Source organism: Hypericibacter sp. (assembly GCF_050729195.1).
Lineage (GTDB): Bacteria > Pseudomonadota > Alphaproteobacteria > Dongiales > Dongiaceae > Hypericibacter.
Genome location: NZ_JBOHKS010000125.1, coordinates 1 through 24,625, shown reverse-complemented (window position 1 = coordinate 24,625; position 24,625 = coordinate 1). Strand labels below are relative to the sequence as shown.

At 65.3% G+C, this 24,625-nt stretch carries 23 protein-coding genes and 1 riboswitch; of the genes, 16 read left to right on the top strand and 7 right to left on the bottom strand.

The window, feature by feature from the left end; genetic code table 11:
* Window positions 1–140: 140 nt before the first annotated feature.
* From ACREE8_RS09700 to ACREE8_RS09670, 7 genes are all read left to right on the top strand, one after another.
* Window positions 141–1,871: an IlvD/Edd family dehydratase gene (locus ACREE8_RS09700; protein WP_431572783.1), complete on the top strand. Its 1,731-nt coding sequence runs from the start codon at window positions 141–143 to the stop codon at window positions 1,869–1,871.
* 12 nt (window positions 1,872–1,883) lie between these two features.
* On the top strand, window positions 1,884–2,663 hold the full coding sequence (locus ACREE8_RS09695) for an SDR family NAD(P)-dependent oxidoreductase (protein ID WP_431572782.1): 780 nt from the start codon (window positions 1,884–1,886) through the stop codon (window positions 2,661–2,663).
* Between the two features lie 42 nt (window positions 2,664–2,705).
* Window positions 2,706–3,704, top strand: a complete 999-nt coding sequence (gene araD1 / locus ACREE8_RS09690; RefSeq protein ID WP_431572781.1) for an AraD1 family protein — start codon at window positions 2,706–2,708, stop codon at window positions 3,702–3,704.
* Between the two features lie 43 nt (window positions 3,705–3,747).
* The gene (locus tag ACREE8_RS09685) at window positions 3,748–4,776 is read left to right on the top strand and encodes an ABC transporter substrate-binding protein (RefSeq protein ID WP_431572780.1); all 1,029 of its coding nucleotides are present in this window, start codon (window positions 3,748–3,750) and stop codon (window positions 4,774–4,776) included.
* A gap of 61 nt (window positions 4,777–4,837) precedes the next feature.
* Window positions 4,838–5,938 (top strand): ABC transporter ATP-binding protein, encoded by a 1,101-nt coding sequence (locus ACREE8_RS09680; RefSeq protein WP_431572779.1) that lies wholly within the window; start codon window positions 4,838–4,840, stop codon window positions 5,936–5,938.
* Window positions 5,935–6,816 carry an ABC transporter permease gene (locus tag ACREE8_RS09675; protein ID WP_431572778.1) on the top strand — a complete coding sequence of 294 codons (882 nt, stop codon included), beginning with the start codon at window positions 5,935–5,937 and terminating at the stop codon, window positions 6,814–6,816. The genes ACREE8_RS09680 and ACREE8_RS09675 overlap by 4 nt, the downstream gene beginning before the upstream one ends.
* Window positions 6,813–7,613, top strand: coding sequence for an ABC transporter permease (locus ACREE8_RS09670; RefSeq protein ID WP_431572777.1), 801 nt, complete (start codon window positions 6,813–6,815; stop codon window positions 7,611–7,613). Before ACREE8_RS09675 ends, ACREE8_RS09670 begins: the two co-directional genes overlap by 4 nt.
* A gap of 30 nt (window positions 7,614–7,643) precedes the next feature.
* Here the strand turns inward: ACREE8_RS09670 and dapF are convergent, their stop codons facing one another.
* Window positions 7,644–8,528 (bottom strand): diaminopimelate epimerase, encoded by an 885-nt coding sequence (dapF, locus tag ACREE8_RS09665; RefSeq protein ID WP_431572776.1) that lies wholly within the window; start codon window positions 8,526–8,528, stop codon window positions 7,644–7,646.
* Between the two features lie 196 nt (window positions 8,529–8,724).
* On the opposite strand from dapF, the gene ACREE8_RS09660 reads away from it, so the two are divergent.
* The 5 genes from ACREE8_RS09660 to ACREE8_RS09640 all read left to right on the top strand — a co-directional run bounded on the left by ACREE8_RS09660 (window position 8,725) and on the right by ACREE8_RS09640 (window position 13,900).
* The gene (locus ACREE8_RS09660) at window positions 8,725–9,558 is read left to right on the top strand and encodes an ABC transporter permease (RefSeq protein ID WP_431572775.1); all 834 of its coding nucleotides are present in this window, start codon (window positions 8,725–8,727) and stop codon (window positions 9,556–9,558) included.
* Complete coding sequence (locus ACREE8_RS09655; RefSeq protein ID WP_431572774.1) at window positions 9,555–10,367, top strand: ABC transporter permease; 813 nt, start codon at window positions 9,555–9,557, stop codon at window positions 10,365–10,367. Before ACREE8_RS09660 ends, ACREE8_RS09655 begins: the two co-directional genes overlap by 4 nt.
* Window positions 10,368–10,386: 19 nt before the next feature.
* Window positions 10,387–11,529, top strand: a complete 1,143-nt coding sequence (locus tag ACREE8_RS09650) for an extracellular solute-binding protein (RefSeq protein ID WP_431572773.1) — start codon at window positions 10,387–10,389, stop codon at window positions 11,527–11,529.
* Between the two features lie 119 nt (window positions 11,530–11,648).
* Entirely contained in the window at window positions 11,649–12,734 is a 1,086-nt protein-coding gene (locus ACREE8_RS09645; RefSeq protein WP_431572772.1) for an ABC transporter ATP-binding protein, read from the top strand.
* 248 nt (window positions 12,735–12,982) lie between these two features.
* Window positions 12,983–13,900, top strand: coding sequence for a DMT family transporter (locus ACREE8_RS09640; protein WP_431572771.1), 918 nt, complete (start codon window positions 12,983–12,985; stop codon window positions 13,898–13,900).
* 22 nt (window positions 13,901–13,922) lie between these two features.
* Here the strand turns inward: ACREE8_RS09640 and crcB are convergent, their stop codons facing one another.
* From crcB to betC, 3 genes are all read right to left on the bottom strand, one after another.
* The gene (gene crcB, locus ACREE8_RS09635; RefSeq protein WP_431572770.1) at window positions 13,923–14,306 is read right to left on the bottom strand and encodes a fluoride efflux transporter CrcB; all 384 of its coding nucleotides are present in this window, start codon (window positions 14,304–14,306) and stop codon (window positions 13,923–13,925) included.
* A gap of 99 nt (window positions 14,307–14,405) precedes the next feature.
* Window positions 14,406–14,472, bottom strand: a riboswitch (Fluoride riboswitch).
* A 65-nt stretch (window positions 14,473–14,537) separates the two neighbouring features.
* Window positions 14,538–15,281: a carbonic anhydrase gene (locus ACREE8_RS09630; protein ID WP_431572769.1), complete on the bottom strand. Its 744-nt coding sequence runs from the start codon at window positions 15,279–15,281 to the stop codon at window positions 14,538–14,540.
* Window positions 15,282–15,364: 83 nt separating this feature from the next.
* Window positions 15,365–16,912 (bottom strand): choline-sulfatase, encoded by a 1,548-nt coding sequence (gene betC / locus ACREE8_RS09625; RefSeq protein WP_431572768.1) that lies wholly within the window; start codon window positions 16,910–16,912, stop codon window positions 15,365–15,367.
* A 273-nt stretch (window positions 16,913–17,185) separates the two neighbouring features.
* Here betC and ACREE8_RS09620 point away from each other — a divergent pair, with 273 nt between their 5' ends.
* The 3 genes from ACREE8_RS09620 to ACREE8_RS09610 all read left to right on the top strand — a co-directional run bounded on the left by ACREE8_RS09620 (window position 17,186) and on the right by ACREE8_RS09610 (window position 22,072).
* Window positions 17,186–18,349 carry an efflux RND transporter periplasmic adaptor subunit gene (locus ACREE8_RS09620; protein WP_431572767.1) on the top strand — a complete coding sequence of 388 codons (1,164 nt, stop codon included), beginning with the start codon at window positions 17,186–17,188 and terminating at the stop codon, window positions 18,347–18,349.
* Between the two features lie 98 nt (window positions 18,350–18,447).
* On the top strand, window positions 18,448–21,564 hold the full coding sequence (locus ACREE8_RS09615; protein ID WP_431572766.1) for an efflux RND transporter permease subunit: 3,117 nt from the start codon (window positions 18,448–18,450) through the stop codon (window positions 21,562–21,564).
* Window positions 21,565–21,658: 94 nt separating this feature from the next.
* The gene (locus tag ACREE8_RS09610; protein ID WP_431572765.1) at window positions 21,659–22,072 is read left to right on the top strand and encodes a hypothetical protein; all 414 of its coding nucleotides are present in this window, start codon (window positions 21,659–21,661) and stop codon (window positions 22,070–22,072) included.
* Here ACREE8_RS09610 and ACREE8_RS09605 read toward each other — a convergent pair.
* The gene (locus ACREE8_RS09605) at window positions 22,050–22,874 is read right to left on the bottom strand and encodes an RluA family pseudouridine synthase (protein ID WP_431572764.1); all 825 of its coding nucleotides are present in this window, start codon (window positions 22,872–22,874) and stop codon (window positions 22,050–22,052) included. The two genes, ACREE8_RS09610 and ACREE8_RS09605, sit on opposite strands and share 23 nt — an antisense overlap.
* A 104-nt stretch (window positions 22,875–22,978) precedes the next feature.
* On the opposite strand from ACREE8_RS09605, the gene ACREE8_RS09600 reads away from it, so the two are divergent.
* Window positions 22,979–23,404, top strand: coding sequence for a VOC family protein (locus ACREE8_RS09600; RefSeq protein ID WP_431572763.1), 426 nt, complete (start codon window positions 22,979–22,981; stop codon window positions 23,402–23,404).
* Window positions 23,405–23,527: 123 nt separating this feature from the next.
* Here the strand turns inward: ACREE8_RS09600 and ACREE8_RS09595 are convergent, their stop codons facing one another.
* Together ACREE8_RS09595 and ACREE8_RS09590 are read right to left on the bottom strand one after the other, a co-directional pair.
* Window positions 23,528–23,731: a cold-shock protein gene (locus ACREE8_RS09595; RefSeq protein WP_151177015.1), complete on the bottom strand. Its 204-nt coding sequence runs from the start codon at window positions 23,729–23,731 to the stop codon at window positions 23,528–23,530.
* A 312-nt stretch (window positions 23,732–24,043) separates the two neighbouring features.
* Window positions 24,044–24,625 (bottom strand): response regulator (locus tag ACREE8_RS09590; protein ID WP_431572762.1); only part of this gene is annotated, 582 nt, incomplete at its 5' end.

The following is a 24,625-nucleotide window of genomic DNA, read 5'->3' as shown; positions in this document are numbered from 1 at the left end:
CTCGCGTTTTCGACCGCGTCTGTTGACTTCGCTCGGACCGGCCACTTACTCTATTAGCAATACAAAACCACGTTCGGCAATACCGAACCAGTACGAAGCTCCTTCGCCATCAGGGAGCGGGGCAGGAGGCAGGGCGCATCATGGCGGACAAGCCGAAGAAGTTGCGATCCACCGATTGGTTCGGCGGCGAAGGCAAGAACGCCTTCATGCACCGGAGCTGGATGAAGAATCAGGGCCTGCCGGCCGACCAGTTCGACGGCCGCCCCGTGATCGGCATCTGCAACACCTGGTCCGAGCTCACCCCCTGCAACGCGCATCTGCGCGACATCGCCGAGCGCGTGAAACGCGGCGTCTACGAAGCGGGCGGTTTCCCGCTCGAATTTCCCGTGATGTCGCTGGGCGAGTCCAATCTGCGCCCCACCGCGATGCTGTTCCGCAACCTCGCCAGCATGGATGTCGAGGAATCCATCCGCGCCAATCCGATCGACGGGGTGGTGCTCCTGGTGGGCTGCGACAAGACCACGCCGGCCCTGCTGATGGGGGCGGCGAGCTGCGACATCCCCGCGATCACCGTGTCGGGCGGCCCGATGCTGAACGGCGACTATCGCGGACAGAAGATCGGCTCCGGCACCCATGTCTGGCGCGTCTTCGAGGATGTGAAGGCGGGCAAGATCTCGACGGCCGACGCGCTGGCGGCCGAGCAGGGGCAGAGCCGCTCGCCCGGTCATTGCATGACCATGGGCACGGCCTCGACCATGGCCAGCATGGTGGAAGCGCTCGGCATCGGCATGACCGACAATGCCGCTTTGCCGGCGGTCGATGCGCGCCGGCGCGTGCTGGCGCAGATGGCCGGCCGGCGCATCGTCGACCTGGTTCGCCAGGACGTGAAGATGTCGAAGATCCTGACGCGCGCGGCGTTCGAGAACGCGATCCGCGTCAACGGCGCCATCGGCGGCTCGACCAACGCCGTCATCCATCTGATTGCGGTCGCAGGCCGGCTTGGCGTCGAGCTTTCGCTTGATGATTGGGATCGCCTGGGCCGCGACGTTCCCACCATCGTCGATCTGATGCCCTCGGGCCGCTTCCTGATGGAAGACTTCTGCTATGCGGGCGGCCTCAAGGTCGTTATGCGGGCCCTGGCCGAGAAGGGCCTGCTCCATCTCGATGCGATGACGGTGACCGGCGAGACCGTCGGCGAGATCGTGCGCGACGTGCCGAACTACAATCCCGAGGTCATCCGCGGCTTCGACAATCCGCTGACGGAACATGGCGGCATCGCCGTGCTGCGCGGCAATCTCTGCCCGCAGGGCGCGGTCCTGAAGCCCTCGGCCGCCAGCGAGCATCTGATGCGCCATCGTGGCCGGGCGGTCGTGTTCGAGAATATCGAGCATTACCATGCGCGGGTCGACGATCCGGCGCTCGATATCGACGAGAACTGCGTGATGGTGCTGAAGAATTGCGGGCCCAAGGGTTATCCCGGCATGGCCGAGGTCGGCAATATGGGGCTGCCGACCAAGGTCCTGAAGAAGGGTATCACCGACATGGTGCGCATCTCGGATGCGCGCATGAGCGGCACCGCCTATGGCACGGTCGTGCTGCATACAGCACCGGAGGCCGCGATGGGCGGACCGCTGGCGCTGGTGCGCGACGGCGACATGATCGAGCTCGACGTGCCGGCGCGCCGGCTGCATCTCGAGGTCTCCGATGCCGAACTGGCCGAGCGGCGCAAGAGCTGGGTCCCGCCCGAGCCGCCGCAGGGGGGCGGCTATCAGCGGCTCTATGTCGACCATGTGCTGCAGGCCGATCGCGGCTGCGATCTCGATTTCCTGGTCGGCAAGCGCGGCGCCGACGTTCCCCGTCACTCGCACTGAGGGCAGGGGATCATGAAAGGCGAGATGGAGAACGGCGCCATCTATCCGAGCCTCAAGGGCCGGGTGACCTTCATCACCGGCGGTGCCAGCGGGATCGGCGAGGGGCTGGTCGAACATTTCTGTGCGCAAGGCGCGCGGGTGACCTTCGTCGATATCGCGGCCGATGCGGGCCAGGCCCTGGTCGAGCGGATCAAGGCCAAGGGCCATGCCGCCCCGCGCTTCATCCGCTGCGACCTGAAGCAGATCGACCAGCTGCGCGCCGCCATCGACGAGACCGTCAAGCGCGACGGCCCGATCCGCGCGTTGCTGAGCAATGCCGGCAATGACGACCGCCATCGCACCGAGGACGTCACGGTCGAATATTGGGACGACCGGATGGCGGTCAATCTGCGCCACCAGTTCTTCGCCGCCCAGGCAGTACGTCCCCATATGCGCGACGCGGGCGGGGGCTCGATCGTGAATTTCGGCTCGATCACCTGGCTGGTCGGCGATGGCGATTGCCCGGCCTATGTGACCGCGAAAGCCTCGATCACCGGTATGACGCGGGCATTGGCGCGCGAGTTCGGCCCCGAACGGATAAGGGTCAATTGCATGATGCCCGGCTGGGTCATGACCGAGCGTCAGGTCAAGCTGTGGCTGACGCCGGAGGGCGAGAAGCAGCTCGCCGATCGGCAATGCCTGCCCGACCGGCTCTATCCGCCCGACATCGCGCGCATGGCGCTGTTCCTGGCGGCCGACGACAGCCGCATGTGCAGCTCGCAGAATTTCATCGTGGATGGCGGATGGGTGTGAGCGCGTGCCTGCGCCACTCTGTATCCGCCGGAAGAGGCAAAGATGCGTTTGATTCAGTATCGCGATAAGGACGGGCAGCGCCGGGTCGGCTGGGTCACGCCAGACGGCAACGGGGCCCGGCCGCTGTCGGGTGTGACGACCGTCTATGAACTGGCGCAACGCGCGATCGCGGCGGGCGGCAAGCTGGCCGATCAGGTCAAGAGCCTGGCCGAGGAGGCCTCGGTCGATTATGCGCAGCTGCTGGCCGAAGGCCGCGTGCTGGCGCCGCTCGATCATCCGGAGGCGGCGCGGTTCCTCATCACCGGCACCGGGCTGACCCATATCGGCAGTGCCGACGCGCGCAACAAGATGCACACCGCGACCCACGGCAATGACGCGCCGGAGTCGGATTCGATGAAGATCTTCCAGATGGGGCTGGAAGGCGGCAAGCCAGGGCCGGGGAAGATCGGCGCGCAGCCGGAATGGTTCTTCAAGGGCGTGGGGAGCTGTGTATTGGCGCCGGGCGAGCCTTTGCCTCTGCCGGGCTTTGCGCTGGCCGGGGCCGAGGAGCCCGAGATCGTCGGCCTCTATATCCTCGACGCGAACGGCCACCCCTGGCGCATCGGCTATGCGCTGGGCAACGAGTTTTCAGACCATGTGACCGAGGCGAAGAACTACCTCTATACGCAGCATTCGAAGCTGCGCGCCTGCTCGCTGGGCCCCGAGCTGCTGGTGGGCGAGCTGCCGCAGGATGTGCGCGGCAAGACCCGCATCTGGCGCAACGGCAAGGTGGTCTGGCAGGAGGATTTCCTGTCCGGCGAGGCGAACATGTCGCATTCGATCGCCAATCTGGAGCATTTCCATTTCCGCTATTCGATGTTCCGGCGGCCGGGCGACCTGCATGCCTATTTCTTCGGCGCCGCCGTGATGAGCTACTCTGCGGGCTTCAAGACCAAGCCCGGCGACGAATTCGAGATCGAGGCGCCGATCTTCGGCAAGGCGCTGAGGAACAAGATGGAATTGGTGCCCGACGAAGGGCTGGTGAGCGTCGCGGCACTCTGACGGCAAAGAACAATCAATCACCGCGTCTAGGGAGGACCGAAAAATGTTGAATAAGTGGCTGAAGCGGATCGGGCTCGTGATGCTCGTCGCCGCGACGGCAATCATGGCGCAGGCCGCTCAGGCGAAGGAGCTTCGCATCCTCGCCTGGCAGGGTTATGCCGACGACGATTGGGTCAAGGAGTTCGAGAAGCAGACGGGTGCTGACGTCAGCGTCGTCTTCATCGGCACCGACGACGAGATCTGGGCCAAGATCAAGGGCAGCGAGGGCAAGGACTTCGATCTGTTCGCCGTCAACACCGCCCAGCTCCAGCGCTATATCGATGCGGGTCTCACGACCCCTTACGACCTCAGCAAGATTCCGAACCTGAAAGAGGCGCTGCCGCGCTTCCGTGACCTGACCCAGGTCAATGGCGTGATGCGGGACGGCAAGGTCTATGCGATTCCGCTCTGCTTCGATTCGATCGGCCTGATCTACGACACCGACAAGGTGAAGCCGGCCCCGACCTCGATGGAGGTGCTGTGGGATCCGAAATACAAGGGCAAGGTGCTGGCCTATGACAATGGCGAGCATAACTTCTCCTTCACGGCGCTGACCCTCGGCATCCAGGATCCGTTCCACCTGACGCCCGAGCAGATGGAGCAGGTGAAGGCGAAGCTGATCGCGCTCAAGAAGAACGTGCTCAGCTTCTACACCACGGCCGACGAGGCGCTGCAGATCTACCAGAACAACGACGTGGCGCTGATCTGGGCCAATTACGGCCAGCAGCAGGTCAAGGCCATGACGGATGCGGGCGCGCATGTCGCCTATGTCAATGCGTCGGAAGGCGCCCTTGCCTGGCTCGATACCTGGGCGATGACCAGCGGCGTGCAGGACAAGGATCTGGCCGAGCAGTGGGTCAATTTCGTGCTGCAGAAGAAAATCGGCCAGCAGCTCTCCGAGCGGACCGGTTTCGGCAATACGGTCGTGCCGGCGCCGAGCGCGGGCGATAAGGACAAGCTGGTCTGGCTGCAAATGGTCGAAGATCCGCTGAAGCGTTCCGATATGTGGAACGAGATCAAAGCCGCTCCGTGACGCTGGGATCGCGCGCGCCTCGCCGGCGTCGGGGCGCGCGCGTGACCTTCATCGGCCCGACATGAAGACTTCCGGGATCCTGCTCGAGCTCCAGGGTGTGTCGAAATCCTACGGGGCCGTGAAGGTCCTGGAGGCGGTCGATCTCGCCGTGCGCGATGGCGAGTTCATCACCATCCTGGGGCCTTCGGGCTCGGGCAAGACCACGATCCTGCGCATGATCGGCGGCTTCACCCAGCCCTCCGCCGGTCAGATCCTGCTGGACGGGCAGGATATCGTCGCCCTGCCGATCAACCGGCGACCCTTCAACACCGTTTTCCAGGATTACGCTCTGTTCCCGCATATGACCGTGGCCGCCAATGTCGGCTATGGCCTGCGGGTGCGGGGCCAGGCGCGCGATGAGATCGCCCGAAGGGTCAAGGAAGCGCTCGCGCTGGTCCAGCTCGGCGACCTGGCGCAACGCTTCCCGTCGCAGATATCGGGCGGCCAGCGCCAGCGTGTGGCGCTGGCCCGCGCCATCATCTGCCAGCCGCGTCTCATTCTGCTGGACGAGCCGCTGGCGGCGCTCGACGTCGCCCTGCGCCGGCAGATGCAGGAGTTCCTCAAGGATATCCAGCGCCAGATCCGGACCACCTTCCTCTTCGTCACGCATGACCAGGAGGAGGCCATCGCCATGGCCGACCGGATCTGCGTGATGAATGACGGCCGGATCCTGCAGCTGGGAAGCGCGCATGATGTCTATTACCGCCCGGCCTCGGAGTTCGTGGCCCGCTTCTTCGGCGAGAACAATCTTATCGAGGGCCGGCTCGAGGAGAGCCAGGGGGAATGGCGCTGGATCGCCACGCCCATCGGCCGGCTGCGCTGCGCGGTCGACGGCCAGGTCGAGCTGGCGACGGCCGCGCCCGGACGGCGCGCCTTTGCGGTTTTCCGGCCGGAATCGGTGGCGGCAGGAACGCCGGCGCCGACCGACAATCAGGTCGAGGGCATGGTCACGCATGTCTCCTTCGGCGGTGCCAGCACCGCCATCACCTTGTCGGTGGGTGAGGGAGGTCGGACGCCGTTGCGCCTGCGCTGGCCCAGCCGGGCCGAAGGAGTCTCGATTTCGCCGGGACAACGTCTTGCGGCCTATTGGCGCCCGGTCGATTGCCGCCTGGTCCTGGCATGACCGCCGCCGCCCCGATCCTCGAGCCTGGGCGCTGGCGCGATCTGACGCTGGCGACCGCCGCCTATGTCTTGCCGGTCCTGTTCGTGCTGCTGCCGTTGGCGGCCTTTTTCGTCTACAGCTTCTTCAGTGTCCAGGGCGTCGAGCTCGTGCGCGAGCCGACGCTGCTTAATTATCGCCGCTTCTTCGCCGACGAGATCTATCTGCCGGTCTTTCTCAAGACCTGCCGGCTCTGCCTGGAGGTGGCGGGGCTGACGATCCTCTTGGGCTATCCGGTCGCCTATCTGCTGGCGGCGCTGCGCGGCCGCAAGAAATACATGCTGCTCCTGCTGCTGCTGGTGCCGCTGCTGCTGAGCTACATCATCAAGATCTACGCGATCCGCAGCATCCTGGGCGGCACCGGATTCCTCAACCGCTTCCTGCTCTGGACCGGAGTCATCGACGAACCCTCGATGCTGTTCGTCTATAATCTCAATGCGGTGCTGCTGACCCTGACGGTGCTGCTGCTGCCCTTCGCGATCCTGCCGATCTTCCTCTCGCTGGAGCGGATCCCGCGGCGCCTGCTCGAGGCTTCCGCGGATCTGGGCGGCAGCGGCTGGCAGACCTTTCGCATGGTGATCCTGCCCTTGAGCCTGCCGGGTGTGATCGCCGCCGCGACCTTCGTCTTCGTGCTGGCGCTGGGAGATTTCCTGACGCCGCAGATGGTGGGCGGCCAGAGCGGCTTCACCTTCGGGCGCATCATCTTCAGCCAGTTCGGCGCCGCCTTCAATTGGCCCTTCGGCGCCGCGCTCTCCGCCATCCTCGCGGTCGCCGTCATGGTCGCGATCGTGATCGGCGCGCGGTTCGGTAATCGGGCTGTGGCGCGCGGAGGCCCCGTATGATCGCGTCGCGCAGTGCCATGGTCGTGCTGGCCGGCCTGACCGGCTTCGTGTTCCTGCTGCTCTACGGGCCGCTGCTGCTCCCGATCGTCTCCTCCTTCTTCATGGTGAAGCAGGGCGCGATGCTGTGGGACCAGCCGACCTTGCAGGCCTATGCCACGCTGGCGCAGAACGAGGGCATCCTCGAGGCGCTGCGCAACACGGTGACGGTCGGGTTCTCGGCCGTGGTTCTTTCGCTCGCCATCGGCACCGGTCTGGCGCTCTATGTGAACAGCGGCGAGGGCGCCGGGCGCCAGTTCCTCCAGTTCCTGGTGTTCCTCCCGTTCCTGCTGCCGCCGATCATCATCGGGCTGTCGCTGCTGATCTTCTTCCGCGAGGTCGATTTCCCCCGCTCGCTGGTGACGGTCATCATCGGCCACACCGTCTTCGTGCTGGCGCTGGTTTATCGCATTGTCCTGGTGCGGCTGCAGGCACTGAGCCGAAGCCTGGTCGAGGCCTCCTATGATCTTGGCGCCAGCGGCTGGCAGACCTTCCGCCTCGTGCTGCTGCCCAATCTCACCGGCGCCATGGCCGGGGCGGCGGTCCTCGCCTTTGCGCTTTCTTTCGACGAGACCATGATCACCATCCTGGTCACCGGCACGCAGAACACCTTGCCGATCCGGCTCTGGGCGATGATGCGGCTGGGCTTTACCCCGGACATCAATGCGCTGGTGACTCTGATCCTGGCCTTCACCACCGCTCTCTGCCTGCTGGCGGCCCGCTACCTGACGCCACGCGAGCTCCTGGCCGAGGAGTCGTGACGCTGCGGCGAAGCCTGCATCCGACGGCTTTCAGGCCAGTGCGGTAAGGCCCCGCACGGCCAGCCATTCGGCTGCGATTTCCCCCTCGGCGATGGTCTCGGTCGGTCCTTTCAGCGTCACCTCTCGAAAACCGTCGTTGCTCGCCTGGAAGCCGATGGTGAGCAGGCCGCCGCCCGTCGGCAGGATCGACACCGGCGCCGCTGCGCCGAACCGCCGATGCGCAGCCAGGGCGACGGCGACCGAGCCCGTGCCGCAGGCGAGCGTTTCCATCTCCACCCCGCGCTCGTAGGTGCGCATGCGATAGCTGCCGTCGGGTCGCCGCGCCGCGAAATTGGCGTTCACGCCTTTGGGTGCGAAGGCCTCATGATGGCGGATTGCACGGCCGATCCCCTCGACATCCAGCCGTTCCAGAGCGTCGGGGGATTCGAGGAACGCCACCGTGTGCGGCACGCCGGTATCGATCACAAACAGGCCGAATTTCTGTCCGGCGATCGCCAGGGGCACGGAGCTCCGTTCGTCGCTCGGGATGGTCATCGCCAGCGTGACCTCGGCATTGTCGACGGTCGCTCGCACCAAGCCTGCGAGAGTCGCCATGCGCAGTTCCGTGCCGCGCCCGCGGTCCGGAGCGAGGCCCAGATCCACCGCTCGCCTTACGGCGCAGCGGGCTCCGTTGCCGCACATCTCGCCATCGGCGCCCGTTCGGTTGACATAGGTCATACGGAAATCGGCGGCGAGCCCGCCTTGACTCTCATCGCGCTGAATCAGAATCAGCCCGTCGCCGCCCAACCCCTTGTGCCGATCGCACAGCGCCAGCGCCAGTTCGGCGCGATGGGTCTGCAATCGCCCATCCCGGTCGTCGACGACTACAAAATCGTTGCCGCAACCATGCATGCGGGCGAACCGCAGCGGGCGCAAATGGGGGATGGCTCCTGAAGACGCTGATGTCATGTTGGATATCGGGGCAGGTCAATGTAATGTTACAGCAACATCGGGTGTCGCCCGCAAGAAAATGAATCGCTCAAGCGGTTTGGAATTGGACAGGGATTTCAGGGGATAGGCGCGTATGGCCGTATCCGTGCTTACTGCGGGTGAACGCAGGCGGCCATGGTATTTGCTCGCCCCGACTCTGCTTGCGCTGATTTTCCTGCTGCTGGTGCCGATCGGCATCATGTTCATCTACACCTTCTATGCCTTCAAAACCGCCGGGGTCGAGACGGCGGATCTCAATCTCGGCAATTGGCACGAGTTCTTCGGCGATCCCTACTATCACGGGTTCCTGTGGAAGACCGCGCGGGTCTCGACCATCACCGCGCTTCTCTGCGCGTTCATGGGGTATCCCGCCGCCTACTGCATCGCCATGACGCGCTTCCGGCACAAATGGCTGCTGCTGCTCCTGCTCATCGTGCCGTTCTGGATCAGCTTCACGATCCGGACCTTCTCCTGGGTCCATATCCTGGGCGAGCAGGGCGTCATCAACGTCACGCTGAAGTCGCTGGGCGTGATCTCCGAGCCGCTGCAGATGCTCTATACCGAGGGCGCGGTGATCATGGGCATGATCCATTTCCTGCTGCCCTACATGATCCTCAACGTCTATGTCAGCCTCGACGGGATCGACCGGAACCTTGTCTCGGCCGCTCGCTCGCTGGGCTGCACCAACTGGCAGGCGTTCCGTGAGGTGACCCTGCCTCTGTCGCTGCCGGGCCTGGGCGCCGGCCTGCTCCTCAGCTTCGTTCTGGCGGCCGGCAGCTATGTGACGCCGCAGATCCTGGGCGGGCGTTCGGACTCGCTGTTCGGCAATCTGATCTTCGACACCATCATGCGCGAGCTGAACTGGCCGATGGGGACCACGCTGTCGATCGTCCTGCTGGCGCTCCTCGGCGTGGTCTCGGTGATCTACAGCCGCTATATGGGGCTCTCGACAATCTTCAAGGGGTTGTCGCGATGAGCGGGGAAGGGCGCGGCGGCTGGATTCTGATCAAGGTTCTGACCGTCCTGGTCTATGTCTTCATGTTCGCGCCGATCGCCGTGGTGCTGATCCTCTCCGTCAACTCGTCCCGCTTCGGCGGCTTCCCCATGGCTGGCTTTTCACTGCAATGGTACGGGAAGCTGTTCGAGAACGAGGCCGTGGTCCGCGCCTTTCATACCTCGCTCTGGATCGGCGTGCTGACGGCAGTCGTCTGCACCGGGCTCGGCACGATGGCGGCGCTGGCGCTGGTCCGTTACGAGTTTCCCGGCAAACAGTGGGTCAACGCGCTCATTGTCGGTCCGATCCTGGTGCCGGAGACGGTTCTGGGCGTCGGCTTGCTGCTGGCCAACCGCTGGGTCGGGCTGAAACCGAACTACGGTCTCCTCCTGGCCGGCCATATTCTCCTGTCGCTGCCCTATGTCGTGCTGATCGTTCAGGCGAGGCTGATCGGCGTGAAGCGGGTCTATGAGGAGGCCGCCTGGTCCCTGGGCGCCAACCGCTGGCAGACCTTCAAAGAGATCACCATGCCCTTGATCATGCCCGCGATGCTGGCGGGTCTTCTGCTGGCATTCACGATCTCGTTCGACAACGTGTCCGCCAGTGTGTTCTGGCGCCCGCCGGGCGTCGAGACCATGCCGACCGAGATTCTCGGTATGCTGAAGGTGTCGATCAGCCCCGAGATCAATGCGCTGGGCGCACTCATGATTCTGATCACCGTCGGATTGCCACTCTTGGGCGGCGCGGTTGCGCGCCTCCTGATTCGTCGCCAAACCGCAACCAACACCTGATGCAAGGGAGGAACGAGACATGAAGATCAGCTCGACCCACCGCCTGGAAAGGCTGCAGGATCGCTATGCCAATGGCGGGATGGACCGCCGGACGTTTCTGGGATTGACGGCCGCCGCGGCTGCCTCGATGGGCGTGATGACAGGCTGGGGCCGGAACGCCCTGGCGGCCGTCACGGAAGTCCGCTTCGACGGTTGGGGCGGTGTTGTGCAGGAGGCGATCGACAAATACGCCTTCCAACCCTACACCGCCAAGACGGGCCGCAAGGTGGTGCAAGGCACCTTCGATGACGAGAACGTCGTCATCACCAAGATCAAGAGCGCCAGCCCCGGCGACTTCCAGATCATCCATTCCTCGGGCGTCGAGTATTACAAGAAGTATATCGACAACGGTTGGACCTCGGAGATCAACGAGGCGAACATCCCGAACTTGGCGAACGTCATGACGGCGATGATCGAGCCGTTCCGCAAGATGACGCCGAAACTGTCCTGCGCGCCCTACGACTACGGCACCACCGGCATCGCCTATAACACCAAATATATCTCCGAGGCCGAGGCCAAGGAGAAGGGCGCCAATCTGCTGGTCGATCCGAAATACAAGGGCAAGATCGGCGCCTATGGCGACATGGTCACCCGTGTCTGGTACGCCTCGCTGCAGACCGGGCAGGATCCGAACGACGCCAAGGACATGGATGCGGTCTGGGCGAAGGTGCGCGAGGCCCGCGACCTCACCAAGAAGTACTGGGGCTCCGGTGCCGAGCTGATGGATCTCCTGGCGAAGGAGGAGATCGTCGTCACCGATGCCTGGTCGGGCCGCATCGCCGCCCTGCAGCAGCAGGGCTCGCCGATCGGCTACAACGATCCGGCCGGCAGCTATGCCTGGATGGAGGACATGCTGATCCTCAAAGGCTCGCCGATGGCCGAGTGTGAGGAGTTGATAAACTTCATGCTCGACACTGCGACCTCGATCGCGGTGGCCGAAGGGCAGAACTATCCGCCGTCGCTCGACCCGAAGAAGGTCAAGCTGACCGACAAGATTGCCAAGCTGCCGGCCTTCGATCCGACCGGCGACATGAAGTCGCTGACCTTCGCCAACCCGGACTACTGGGCCGCGCATTCGGACGACTGGACCAAGCAGTGGGACCGCATCTCCAAGGGCGCGTGATCCTCGGCACCCGGCGCGGGATGCTGCCGGGCTGAGCGAATGGAACGGGGATGCCGGGAGCCAGGATCGGCTCCCGGACCCTGCCTCGAATTGTCATGCCTCCCGCTTCGGAAACCGCCATGCAGACGAGCCCCACCGCCGTCGATCTGAGAAATGTGACCCTGACCTATGGCCCGTTCGTGGCCGTCAAGGATGTGAGCCTTGCCATCGAGAAGGGCTCGTTCGTGACGCTGCTGGGGCCGTCCGGCTGCGGCAAGACGACGATCCTGCGCTCGATCGCGGGGCTGGTGAATCCAACCGGCGGCGACATCACCATCGCCGGCCGCAGGGTCAACGACGTGCCGATCCATCGGCGCAATATCGGCCTGGTGTTCCAGAACTACGCTTTGTTTCCCCACAAGACGGTGTTCGACAACATCGCCTTCGGCCTCAAATATCGCAGCGTGGCAAAATCGGCCATTGCCGAAAAGGTCGCGCGGGCGTTGGACATGGTGCGTCTGCCCGGCGTCGGCAAGAAGCTTCCTTCCGAGCTTTCCGGTGGCCAACAGCAGCGCATTGCGCTGGCGCGCGCCATCGTGATCGAGCCGGACGTGCTGCTGCTCGACGAGCCCTTGTCGGCGCTCGATGCCAATCTGCGCGAGGAGATGCGCACCGAGCTGAAGCTGATCCAACGAAAGATTGGCATCACGACGATTTTCGTCACCCATGATCAGGGCGAAGCGCTCGCGATGTCCGACCTTGTCGTGGTCATGAATGCCGGTCGCATCGAGCAGCGGGGCGCGCCCTCGGACGTCTATGAGCATCCGGCCAGCGAGTTCGTTGCCAATTTTCTCGGCAACGCGAACTTCCTCGACGGCAAGGTGGTGAGCGCCATGGCGGGCCAAATCCTCATTGAGCTCGCCGGTGGTGCCATGCTGACCATCGGGGGCGGTGCGGTGCATCCCGTGAAGCCTGGCGACCAGGTCCGCGCCGTGGTCCGTGCCGAGAAGATTGCGCTCACGCAGTCTGACGGCTCGCCCGAGGGGCGCTCCGCCCTGACGGGGCGGATCGTCGATGTGGACTATCTGGGCGCGCTGGCCCGTTACGACATCGAGCTCGCGGACGGGCAGCGCCTCAGGGCCCTCTCCTCCCTGCGGGAGCGGGCTCATGCCGCCGGCGAAGCGGTTCGGATTTCGATAGCGCCCGAACATTGCCGCATTCTCTAGGCTTGGGGCCGGCCATTGAGGGGCCTCCTGGCTCCTCGAAGAATCTGAGGGGCCCTGCTCCGAAATCGGACTCATGCGGCAGGCGCGGGGGCTCCATGCCGGCGCCGCGTGGCAAATCAACCGGCGATCGCGTAAACTGTCTTTACGGTCAGATCACCTTTATCGGCGATCTTCCTCGCTCGTTCCCCGGTTTATCGCCCGTCGAGCCCTTGCGGGCTCGACATTTCGCGTGAAGGTGTTTCCCCCGCATGGCCGCCCCATCGTCTCCCGGCGAGAGCGGCAGCGTGCTGTCGGGCATCGGCTTGGCCCTGGCCGCCTATTTGCTCTTCTCGCTTCAGGATGCCAGCGTGAAATGGCTCGTGGTGGATTACGCCACGGTGCAGCTCATGTTCATGCGCAGCAGCGTGATCCTGATCATCTGCTTCATTTCCGGTGGACCGCGCCTCGGGTTGGAAGCGTTGGCGTCGCCGCATCTGAAGACCCTCGCCTTGCGCGCGCTGGTCCTGCTGTCGGCCTGGTTCTGCTACTACACCGCCGCGCGACACCTTCAACTCGCCGAGATGAGCACGATCTATTTCTCCTCGCCGCTGATCGTGGCGGCCCTGGCCGTTCCCATCCTCGGCGAGCGCGTCTCTCCCTTCCGCTGGTGCGCGATCGCGATCGGCTTCGTGGGCGTGCTGATCGCCTGTCGTCCGACCCACTTGCATGAACCCCTCGCCATCGGGATGGCGCTGACGGCGGCCCTGCTCTGGGCCTATGCCATGATCCTGTTCCGCCAGATAGCGCCCTATATCCGGACGCTGGTCCAGATGGTCATCTCGAACGGCGCCTTCGTGATCGTGTGCGGTGTGGCCTTGCCCTGGGTCTGGAAGACGCCGTCCTTGCGCGAATTCCTGCTGATGGTGCTGATCGGCGTGATGGGCGGGGCGGGACAGTTCCTCGTGACCGAGGGTATCAAGCGCACGCCGGCCTCCGTCATCGCGCCGCTCGAGTTCTCGGGCCTGCTCTGGGCCTTTGCGCTGGGCTATCTCATCTGGGGCGACCTTTCCGACGTCGCGGTCTTCATCGGCGCCGTGCTCATCCTGATCGGCGGGATGATGATCATCGGGGCGGAATGGCGCGCGAGCCGGCGCCGCGCGAGCGAGCGCCGCGCCGCCCTGACCTGAGGCCGACGGGACTTCCGCCCGTTCAGGCGAGAACGCTGCGGGCCAGCCAGAGCGCCAGGAAGAGCGCGAGGATCGACAGGATCACCGAACCCAGCACATAGAGCAGGGCGCCGAGCATGTCGCCGCGCTCCCACAGCACCGCCACGTCGAGCGAGAAGGCGGAGAAGGTGGTGAAGCCGCCAAGGATCCCGGTCGTGAGGAACAAGCGCCAGGGCTGCGAGGCATCCTCGCCCCTGAAGGCGAAATAGGCGGCGCAAAGGCCCATCAGCAGCGATCCGACGATATTGATCGAGAGGGTGCCGTAAGGGTACGAGATGCCGACCAGCCGCGCCGCCAGCAGATTGACGCCATGGCGGATCGAGCCCCCGATCCCCGCGCCGATGAAGACGATCAGAAAACTCATCATCGATAGACTCTCCCGAGAGATCGCCTGCCAGCCGATCCCATAAAAAAAACCCGCCATCGGCGGGTTCTCAGAAATGCCCCGCCGGCGCCCCGAATGGGACGATCGACAGGAGCCATCAGCCTTCTGACAAAGGCGGTTGTCGGGGGACTCCATCCCCATCGCACCAGGGTGAATCATAGCGCCGTGTAACCCGTCTCGTCAAAAGCTCCGGGATGACCATGGACCGACCCTCTAGAAGGGCCTGCTGGCCCGGAGGAACGCTTCGGGGAGAAAATGCTCCTGGCAATCGCAGGCGGGCGGGCAGGGCGCCTTCTCGACGCAATGCGGGATCGGCTCGTCCTCGATCGGGAGGAACCGGCCGCTGCGCCGGTCATGCGCCAGCAGCCGGCCGCTGACGAGATCGAAATACCAGCCATGGAGCACCAACTGGCGCTGGCGCACGCGTTCCATGATCCAGGGGAAACCCATCAGGTTGCCCAGCGACACCATGACAGTCGCTTCCTCGAGCATGCGCCGTTGTTCGGCTGGGGGCAGATCCGGGCAGACCTTGTTGAGGGCCGCCAACGCCGGGTTCGCGATGCGGACCCAGTCGGACAGGAACTCGTAGCCCGCATCCGGCTGACCGGCATTCGCGAGCGCCCTGACGCCGCCGCATTGGGCATGGCCCATCACGATCACATGCTGGACCTTGAGCCCGCGCACGGCGAACTCGATCGCCGAGCTCGTGCCCTTGATCCGCCCATCGACCTCGTAAGGGGGAACCAGCGCCGCGACATTGCGCACGATGAAGAGGTCGCCGGGATCGGCCTGGGTCACGATGGCGGGATCGACGCGCGAATCCGAGCAGCCGACGATCAGGACCTTCGGCGCCTGGCCTTCCTCGGCCAGACGGCGATAGAGGTCTGAATCGCCTTCGAAATGGGCGGCCCGGAAACTCTCGAAGCCGCGAATCAGTCGTTGCAGGGGATCGGACATCGGCGCTTTCTCAGCCGCTTCATAGCAATCGAGGCTCTTGGGGTCAAACCGGCGTCCGGCCGCAAGGGGGCGCGGCCGGCGGCTCAGGAGACGGGCGGCAGACGCAGGCTGCGATCGGGGTCGGGCTGATCGCGGCCGTAATTGCGGTAATACTCGTTCGAGACGTCGATGCGCGGCTCGTAATCCCAGGGCGCGATCCGTCCCGCGGTCAGGGCCTGGTGGATGAGACGGCGCCGGCGCTGGCTCTCGATCACGTCGTTGCGCAGGGCTTCGAGGTTCCAGCGCCGCTCGGCCTCGTCGGTCAGGTTGCGCACCGCGTCGTTATAAGCGGGATTGAGCGCGAGATTGCGTTCCTCGCGCGGGTCGGCGCCAAGATCGTAGAGCTGGGTCGGCTCGCCGCGCGAATAGACGAACTTGTGGGTGCCGCGCCGGATCATCACGATCGGATGGTCGTAACCCTCGGCCATATATTCGCCCAGCACGTCGCCGCGCGGGCGGGCGCCCGTTGCCACGCTCTGCGAAAGATCGCGGCCGTCGAGCGCTGTCGCCGACAGCGCGGCATCGGAACCGGCGAGGGCGAGCAAGGTCGGCAGCAGATCGAGATGCGATACCGGTTCAGCGATGCGCTGCCCAGCGCCGACCCCAGGACCCTGCAGGATCAGCGGCACGCGGACGGCGCCATCGAAGAAGTTCATTTTGTACCAGAGGCCGCGCTCGCCCAGCATGTCGCCATGGTCCGAGGTCACGACCAGCATCGTGTTGCGGTCGAGCCCGAGGGCCGCCAGCGCCGCCAGCAGGCGTCCCAGCAGCTCGTCGCAATAGCTCACCATGGCGTAGTAGGCGTGCCGCGCCTTGCGGATCTCGGCCTCGCCGACCGGAATCTCGCCGCGGTCATAAAGCGCGTACATGCGCCGACCCACCGGATCGCGCATCGCGGCCTGCAACGCCGGCAGGATCGGGAGATCGATCATGTCTGGGTCGTAGAGATTCCAGAACCGTCGCAGGCCTTGATAGGGGTCATGCGGCTGCATGACCGAGAGCGTCAGCATGAAGGGGCGTGGGTCCGCCGAGGCCTTTGTCTTATGCAGCCACTGGATCGCCTTGAAGGTCGCGTCCTCGTCATATTGCAGGGACAGCGAGTAATCGCAGGGACCGGCCTCGGCCACGCTCTGCAGCGTGTGATACCAGGGCTGAATCTCCTCCGGATGATCCCAGTCGGGAACCCAGCCGAAATCCGAGGGCGAAAGGTCGGTGGTGAGCCGCTCCTCATAGCCATGGAGCTGGTCGGCGCCGGTGAAGTCCATCTTGCCCGAGAGGCAGGTGCGATAGCCGGCGGCCCTCAGGTGATGCATCAGGGTTGGAATGCCGGACGGCAGTTCCGCGGCATTGTCATAGGCGCCGATGCGCGACGGCAGCAGGCCCGTGAGCATGGCGAAGCGCGAGGGCGAGCAGAGCGGCGAGGTGCAGTAGGCCTGCTCGAACAGCGTTCCGCGCGCCGCCAGCCGCGACAGATGCGGCGTGCGGACCAGGGGATGGCCATAGTCGGGCAGGGCCAGCGCCGCCATCTGGTCGAACATGACCAGGAGAATGTTGGGGCGTTGGCGGTCCTGCGAACCCAGCGGGGAAGGCATCGGCGACTCCGGCGAATCCGAAACGGCGCCGACGATCTGAGGCCAGGAGCGGGGCCGCCGCAAGCGAGGCCGGAAAATTTGTAACGATTTCAGCGCAGGATTTGGCCCGCTCGCCCGTGCAGGGGCCGTGAATTCGCCTTAATCCGACCGCAAACTTAATAGACAAGCCTTTGTTGGATAGGCATTTTCGGCAACTTCTCTCCTCTGCGGGGCCCCTCCTGTGATAGAGTTAATGCGTTGACCCCGTCTCATTCTTCCTCGCGCATGGGCCCGATGAGCCGTCGCCTTGCCATTCTGCTTTTGGTTGGTGCCGTCGTGGTCGCCGGCGGTGGCTACTGGTTGCTGAAAAGCCGCGCGGCCTCGCTGGGGCCCGATGCGGTCGTATCGACATCCGCGACCAAGCCCGCAGGCACGACCGCAGCACCCCAGGCGGTGCCGGTGGTTCTGGGGATGGCGGAGACCCGTTCCCTGCCGGTGCGCGTCGACACCATCGGCCGCGTCGATCCCTTCGCCACGGTCGCGGTGAAATCCCAGGTCGACGGCCCCTTGCTCGCGGTCCATTTCCGCGAAGGCCAGCAGGTCGCCAAGGGCGATCTCCTCTTCACCATCGATCCCGCGCCTTTCCTCGCCGAGCTTCATGCCGCCCAGGCCAATCTCGCCAGGGATCAGGCGGGCCTCGTCAGCGCCCAGGCCGACATGACGCGTTACAAGGCGCTTGCCGGCTCCGGTTATGCCTCGCAGCAAAAGGACGAGCAGGCGCGGGCGACGGTCGATACGCTCCAGGCTTCGATCAAGGCTGACGAAGCGGCGGTGGAATCGGCGCAGCTCAAGCTCGGCTATGCCGAGATCCGCTCGCCGATCGACGGCCGGACCGGCAGCTATCAGGTCGATGCCGGCAATCTCGTCAAGGCCAACGACACGACGCCGCTGGTCGTGATCAACCAGACCAAGCCGGTCTATGTCGTCTGCTCGATCCCCGAACGCTATCTGGCGGAGATCCAGGACCGCATGGCCTCGAGCGGCTTGACGGTCGAGTCCAATGTCCCCGACACGGAGCTGCCACCGGTCACGGGGAAAGTCGTGTTCGTCGACAACCAGGTCGACATGGCCACCGGCACGATCCGGCTCAAGGCCGAGATCACGAATGAGAATGAGCGGCTTCTGCCGGGTCAGTTCCTGCGCGTCACCCTGGCGCTGCGCGAACTGGACAATGTCGTGGCGGTGCCGGACGCGGCGGTCCAGATCGGCCAGCAAGGCACTTACGTCTATGTGATCGGCCCCGACAACAAGGCCGAGCTGCGCACCATTCGTCGCGGCCCCAGCTTCGACGGCTATACGGCTGTCGGCGAGGGGGTCTCTGCCGGTGAGCGTGTCGTGGTCGATGGCCACATGAATCTCTATCCGGGCGCGCTGGTCGTGCCCAAGCCGGCCTCCTAAGGGGTGAGCAGGCTGGCGCCCGACCCCCGCCGCTGGCGCTTTGACAAGCGGCGGCCGGATGTCTCGACGAAACGCCACGTCGCCTTGAGGGAGCAGGCATGAACGTACCGCAGCTATGTATCGAGCGGCCGGTCATGACGACCCTGTTGATGGCGTCGTTCGTGATCTTCGGTCTGGTTGCCTATAGCAACTTGCCGGTGGCCGAGCTGCCTGCGGTCGACTATCCGACGATTTCGGTCAGCGCCTCGCTGCCCGGCGCCAATCCGGAGACCATGGCATCCTCGGTCGCGACGCCGCTCGAGCGGCAATTCACGACCATCGCCGGCCTCGACAACATGACCTCGACGAGCTCGCAGGGTCAGACCAGCATCACGCTGCAGTTCTCGCTGAGCCGCGATATCGATGCCGCGGCCCAGGACGTCCAGTCCGCCCTGGCGGTGGCCCAACGGCGCCTGCCGACCGAGATGCCGACGCCGCCCTCCTATCGCAAGGTCAATCCAGCCGACTCCCCGATCTTCTTCCTGGCCCTGAGCTCGCCGACTCAGCCGCTCTATGTGGTCGACGAATATGCCGAGACCTCGATCGCCCAGCGCATCTCGACCTTGCCGGGCGTGGCCCAGGTGCTGGTCTATGGGGCCCAGAAATTCGCGGTCCGGATCCAGATCGATCCCGACCAGCTCGCGGCCCGCGGCGTCGGCGTGGACGATCTTTCGACCGCCATCGACAGCGCGAACGTGCAATTGCCCGTCGGCACGCTCGATGGCCCGCGCCAGTCGCTGACGCTCGAGGCCAGCGGCCAGCTGCAGGAAGCCTCAGAATACCGGCGCCAGATTGTCGCCTATCGCAATGGCGCCCCGATCCGGCTCGATCAATTGGCCAACGTGATCGACAGCGTCGAGAACAACAAGGTCGCCAGCTGGTTCAATGGCAATCGCGCCGTGGTCCTGGCGGTCCAGCGCCAGCCCGGCACCAACACCATCGAGGTGGTCGACGCGATCAAGGACCTTCTGCCCACCTTCCAGGCGCAGCTCCCCGGCTCGATCAAGCTCGACGTCCTCTATGACCGGTCGGTCTCGATCCGGGCTTCCATCGCCGAGGTTCAGTTCACGCTGATCCTCGCGGCCGGGCTGGTCGTGCTGGTGATCTTCCTCTTCGTCGGCAGCGGCTCCGCGACCATCGTCCCCAGCCTGGCGCTGCCGATCTCGGTCATCGGCACCTTCGCCGCCATGTCGGTGCTGGGATACAGCCTCAACAACCTGACCCTGATGGCCTTGACGCTATCGGTGGGATTCGTGGTCGACGATGCCATCGTCGTGCTCGAGAACATCCTGCGCCATGTCGAGAAGGGCGAGCGACCACGCGACGCCGCCCTGCGCGGCGCCAGCGAGATCGCCTTCACCGTGTTCTCGATGACCCTGTCCCTGGCGGCGGTCTTCATCCCGGTGATGTTCATGGGCGGGATCGTCGGACGGCTGCTGCATGAATTCGCGGTCACGATCGTGGCCTCGATCCTGGTCTCGGGCGTCGTATCCCTGACCCTGACGCCGATGCTGGCGAGCCGGTTCGTGCGACCCCACCGCGTCCATAAGGATGGCGAGATCAAAGAAAGCGTGATGGTGCGGTTCTCGAACTTCTGGTTCAACCCGCTGCGCGCGGCCTACGGCGCGACGCTTCGCCTGGCGTTGCGCCACCGCTTCATCGTCCTGCTGATTTTCTTTGGCACGCTGGGTGCCACCGTCTGGCTGTTCCAGATCGCACAGAAGGACTTCCTGCCGAGCGAGGATACGGGCCAGGTCACGATCTCGACGGAAGGGCCGGTCGACAGCTCCTTCGCCGCGATGGTGGAGCGCCAGCGCGGGTTGGCCGAGATCGCGATGGCCGATCCCAATGTCGCGCAGGTCATGTCCAGCGTCGGCAGCGGCGGCGGCCGCTCCACGCCCAACACCGGCAACATCTTCCTGACCTTGAAGCCGCGCGCCGAGCGGGCGCTCAGCGCCGACCAGGTGGTCAGCGCGATGCGCACCAAGATGGCGGTGGTCCCTGGCATCAAGGCCTATCCGCAGAACCCGCCGGCCCTGCGCATCGGCGGCCGCAGCTCGAAGGCCGCCTATCAATACACGCTGCAGGCCCAGGATCTGGTCACCCTCTATGGCGGTGCCAAGGACATGCTGGCGCGGATCGCGAAGATCCCGGGCGTGGTCGACGCGACCAGCGACATGGATCTGAACGGACCGAGGCTGTTCGTCGATATCGATCGCGAGAAGGCCGCGGCCTTGGGCATCACCGCCCAACAGGTGGAAGAAGCGCTCTGGACCGCCTTCGGCCAGCGCCAGGTTTCGACGATCTATACCTCGACCAACCAATATGAGGTCCTGCTCGAGGTGGCGCCGGAATATCAGGGCGATCCCGCCGCCCTGTCGCGCCTCTATCTCAGTTCCGAAAGCGGCGGTCTGGTGCCCTTGACCGCGCTGGCGACGGCTAAGCGCGGCGTGGGCGCGCTGACGGTCAACCATCAGGGGCAGATTCCGTCGGTCACGATCTCCTTCGGGCTCCAGCCCGGCCTGTCGCTCGGCACCGCGATCGACCGCATCCATGCCGCCGAACGGGAGGCGTCGCTATCGGCCGCCATCACCACCAGCTTCCAGGGAACGGCGCAGGCCTTCCAGGATTCGCTCCATGGGCTGGGCCTCCTGCTCGCGATGGCGGTGCTGGTGGTCTATATCGTGCTGGGCATCCTCTATGAGAGCTTCATCCATCCGCTGACGATCCTGTCGGGCCTTCCGGCCGCCGCCGTCGGTGCCGTGGTCACATTGCTTTTCTTCGATCTCTCGCTCAGCCTCTACGCCTTCGTCGGCATCGTCATGCTGGTCGGCATCGTCAAGAAGAACGCGATCATGATGATCGACGTGGCGGTGGTGCAGCAGCGCGAGTTCGGCAAGAACGCCCGCGACGCGATCTACGAGGCCTGTTTGGTCCGCTTCCGCCCGATCATGATGACGACGGCGGCGGCCCTCGCGGGCGCCTTGCCGATCGCCGTCGGCTTCGGCCAGGGCCATGAGTCGCGCCAGCCGCTGGGCCTCGCCGTGGTGGGCGGCTTGCTGCTGTCGCAGCTGCTGACGCTCTACATCACCCCTGTCATCTATACCTACATGGACGGGCTCCATAACCTTCGCCGCCGCCGTCCGGCCGCCGCGGTTCCCGCCAGCGCGGAATAGGCCAGGAGCGCAGGACCGCCTCGGGGGTTTCGCCGCCCCCGGCGCGGTGTCATGATGCGACTCCTGTCCAACTCCAGACCGAAGATTCCACCGCATGCCGTCGCTTTACGTGGCCCAGAGCAAGGCCCTGAATGAATGGGGCTCCGATGTCGGGCTCAGCAAGAACCTCTACAAGGTCGGCGTCACCGACCTGCCGCCCAAGGATGCCGTCGCTGCGCTGAATGACGAGAAGTTCGCGGCGCAGACCGACTGGGCCCTGATCAAGGCCGAGCCCGTCGAAGGTGCGGACGAGGCGACGCTGCTGGGGCGGCTGGCACTGAAGGAGAAGCCGGTCGATCCCAAATATTATCCGCGGATCCGGGGCGCCACCGGGATCTTCCGGGTGAAGCTCGAGAACGCGGAGAACCACATCATCATCAAGGCGTCGCTCGAAGGCGAGATGCCGAAGCTCGCCAAGCTCAAGCCTGTAGAAGTCGCGGGCTATCTCATCCAGAACGTGCTCGGCTAGAGGCCCCGCTCTCGTCGCGCCAGCCGCAGGCCGTCAACGCCGCGCGCATATGCGCGGGCACCAGCGCCGCGGCGGCGATCGGCGGGGCGCCCTCGACCGAGGGGATCGAGACGGCGCGCGCATGGAGCTGGAGCGGTGTCTCGATGCCGCCCGGCGCTTTCCCCGGCGCGCCATAGACCGGGTCGCCCAGGATCGGACAGCCCAGCGCCGCGCAATGGACGCGCACCTGATGGGTCCGTCCGGTCCGCGGCTTGCATTCGAGCCAGCTCATGCCGTCGCCCTGGCCGAGCAGGCGCCAGTGCGTGACCGCGCTCTGTCCGGATGGGTCGGCCACCATCTTCCAGCCTTCCTTCCGGTTGAGCTTTCGCAAGGCCAGCTCGACGATGCCGGAATCGGCCGGAGGCGATCCCAGAACCACCGCCCAATAGGTCTTCTCGATCTCGCCCGCCGCGAACAGCGCGTTCAGCCGGCGCAGCGCGCTGCGCCGCCGCGCCAGGACGAGGCAGCCGCTGGTGTCACGGTCGAGACGGTGGGCGAGGAAGGGCGCCGTCCGCGCCTCGAAGCGCAAGGCATCGAGCGCGGCCTCGAGCGAAAGGCCACCCGAGGGCCCGGGATGAACCGCGAGGCCCGCGGGCTTGTCCAGGATGATGAGCTCGCGGTCGCGATGGAGCACGCGCGCCGGCAGCGCCTGCATCAACGTCGCCACGGCCGAAGCGGGGGGCGCCACCTGCGCCGCCTTGCCGGCGGGGCGTGCCTTCTGCGCAGGCCTGGTCCGTCGCGAGGAAGAGCGTGGCCGTTTCATGCGACAGCGATCATAGCGGCAAGCGGGCGCTGCGGGGCAGTGTCGGGCCTGCCATGCGGGGGCCGCGTTTGACGGGCCCGGGCCCGGCCGCCAGGATGCCCGGCATGACGGACAAAACCGCGGTTCCCTTCGCCTTGCAGGGCCTCGACCATGTCGTGATCCGGGCGTGCGATCCCGGCCGCCTGGAGCGCTTCTATTGCGAGGTGCTGGGCTGTGCGGTCGAGCGGCGCCAGGAAAAGATCGGGCTGACGCAGCTGCGTGCGGGACGATCCCTGATCGACCTCGTCGATATCGCGGGGCCCTTGGGCGGACCCGGCGGCAAGGCGCCGACGATCGAGGCGCGCAACATGGATCATTTCTGCCTGCGCATCGAACCCTTCGCGCCGGCAGCGATCAGGGAACATCTGGCCCGTCATGGGATCGAAGCCGGCGCGGTGGAAAGCCGCTACGGCGCGGAAGGCGAGGGACCTTCGCTCTATCTGCACGATCCCGAGGGCAATGAGGTCGAACTCAAGGGGCCGCCGCGCTGAAGGAGCGCCGGCGTCATTTCGATCCGCCAGATCCGACGCAAAAAGAAAGCGGCGACCCGTTGCGGGTCGCCGCCGTCATCTCGTGTCTAGTGGAGGCCCTCCAAAGAAACCCCCGGCAGGCGATCAGCCGACCTTCAGGTTCGCCGCCGCAGCCTTGCCGCGTTCGGAGACGAGGTCGTAGGAAACCTTCTGCCCCTCAGCCAGCCCATCCAGGCCGGCGCGCTGTACGGCCGTGATGTGCACGAACACATCCTTCGAACCGTCGCTCGGGCAAATGAAGCCATAACCCTTCGTCGCGTTGAACCACTTCACGGTACCGCTAGCCATAGTCTTTCAGACTCCTCTAGAGCGTCTATGCGCATCGCCATATGCCACGCGACGACCGCGTGACCTTGGGCATTCACAACCTGTCTAGGAGATGACTTGAATCCGCACCCCTGCAGGGGTGGCCCCAAAACGGCGCTAGTCCGTCACAGGCCATGGGCAGCAAGACACGCCAGAACTCGATTGCGGCGGGAAGATATGGCCGTAAGGCGACGATAAGTCAACGAAATTCCTAAATTGCCCATGTTTCCATGGGAGTCTGGCCCTTGGTTGAACGTCGAACCAACGGGGCAACCGGCCAGGGAAAATCGGGCATTACGGGGCGGAACGCCCCAGTAACATGGCAAGACGGCGCCCCAACTCACTGGGGCGAAACGGCTTGTCGAGCATGGCCTCGGCTTCGTCGCCGCGGCTTCCCGCGGCCCGCTCGCTATAACCCGAGGTCAGGAGCACCTTGATCCCAGGGCGCCGCTCCCGCGCGATGCGCGCCAGCTCGAAGCCGGTGATGCCCCCGGGCAGCACGACGTCGCTGAACAGCACCGTGATGTCGGGCCGCTGCTCGAGGAGGGCGAGCGCCGTCGGCCCGTCCGCCGCCTCGAGGGGCTCGTAATTGAGCGCACGGAGCGCCTCGGCGGAATAGGCACGCATGTCGGGGCGATCCTCGACCACCAGCACCGCCTCGCTCTCGCCGCGCAGGCTGCGATGCGACGGGGCGGGGTCGTCGGTCGCCGTCAGTGGCATCGGTGCACGCGGCAGATAGAGGCTGATGGTGGTGCCCTCGCCGACGCGGCTGTCGAGCTGCAGGAAGCCGCCCGACTGCTTGACGAAGCCATAGACCATGCTCAGGCCGAGACCGGTTCCCTTGCCGACCTCCTTGGTGGTGAAGAAGGGCTCCAG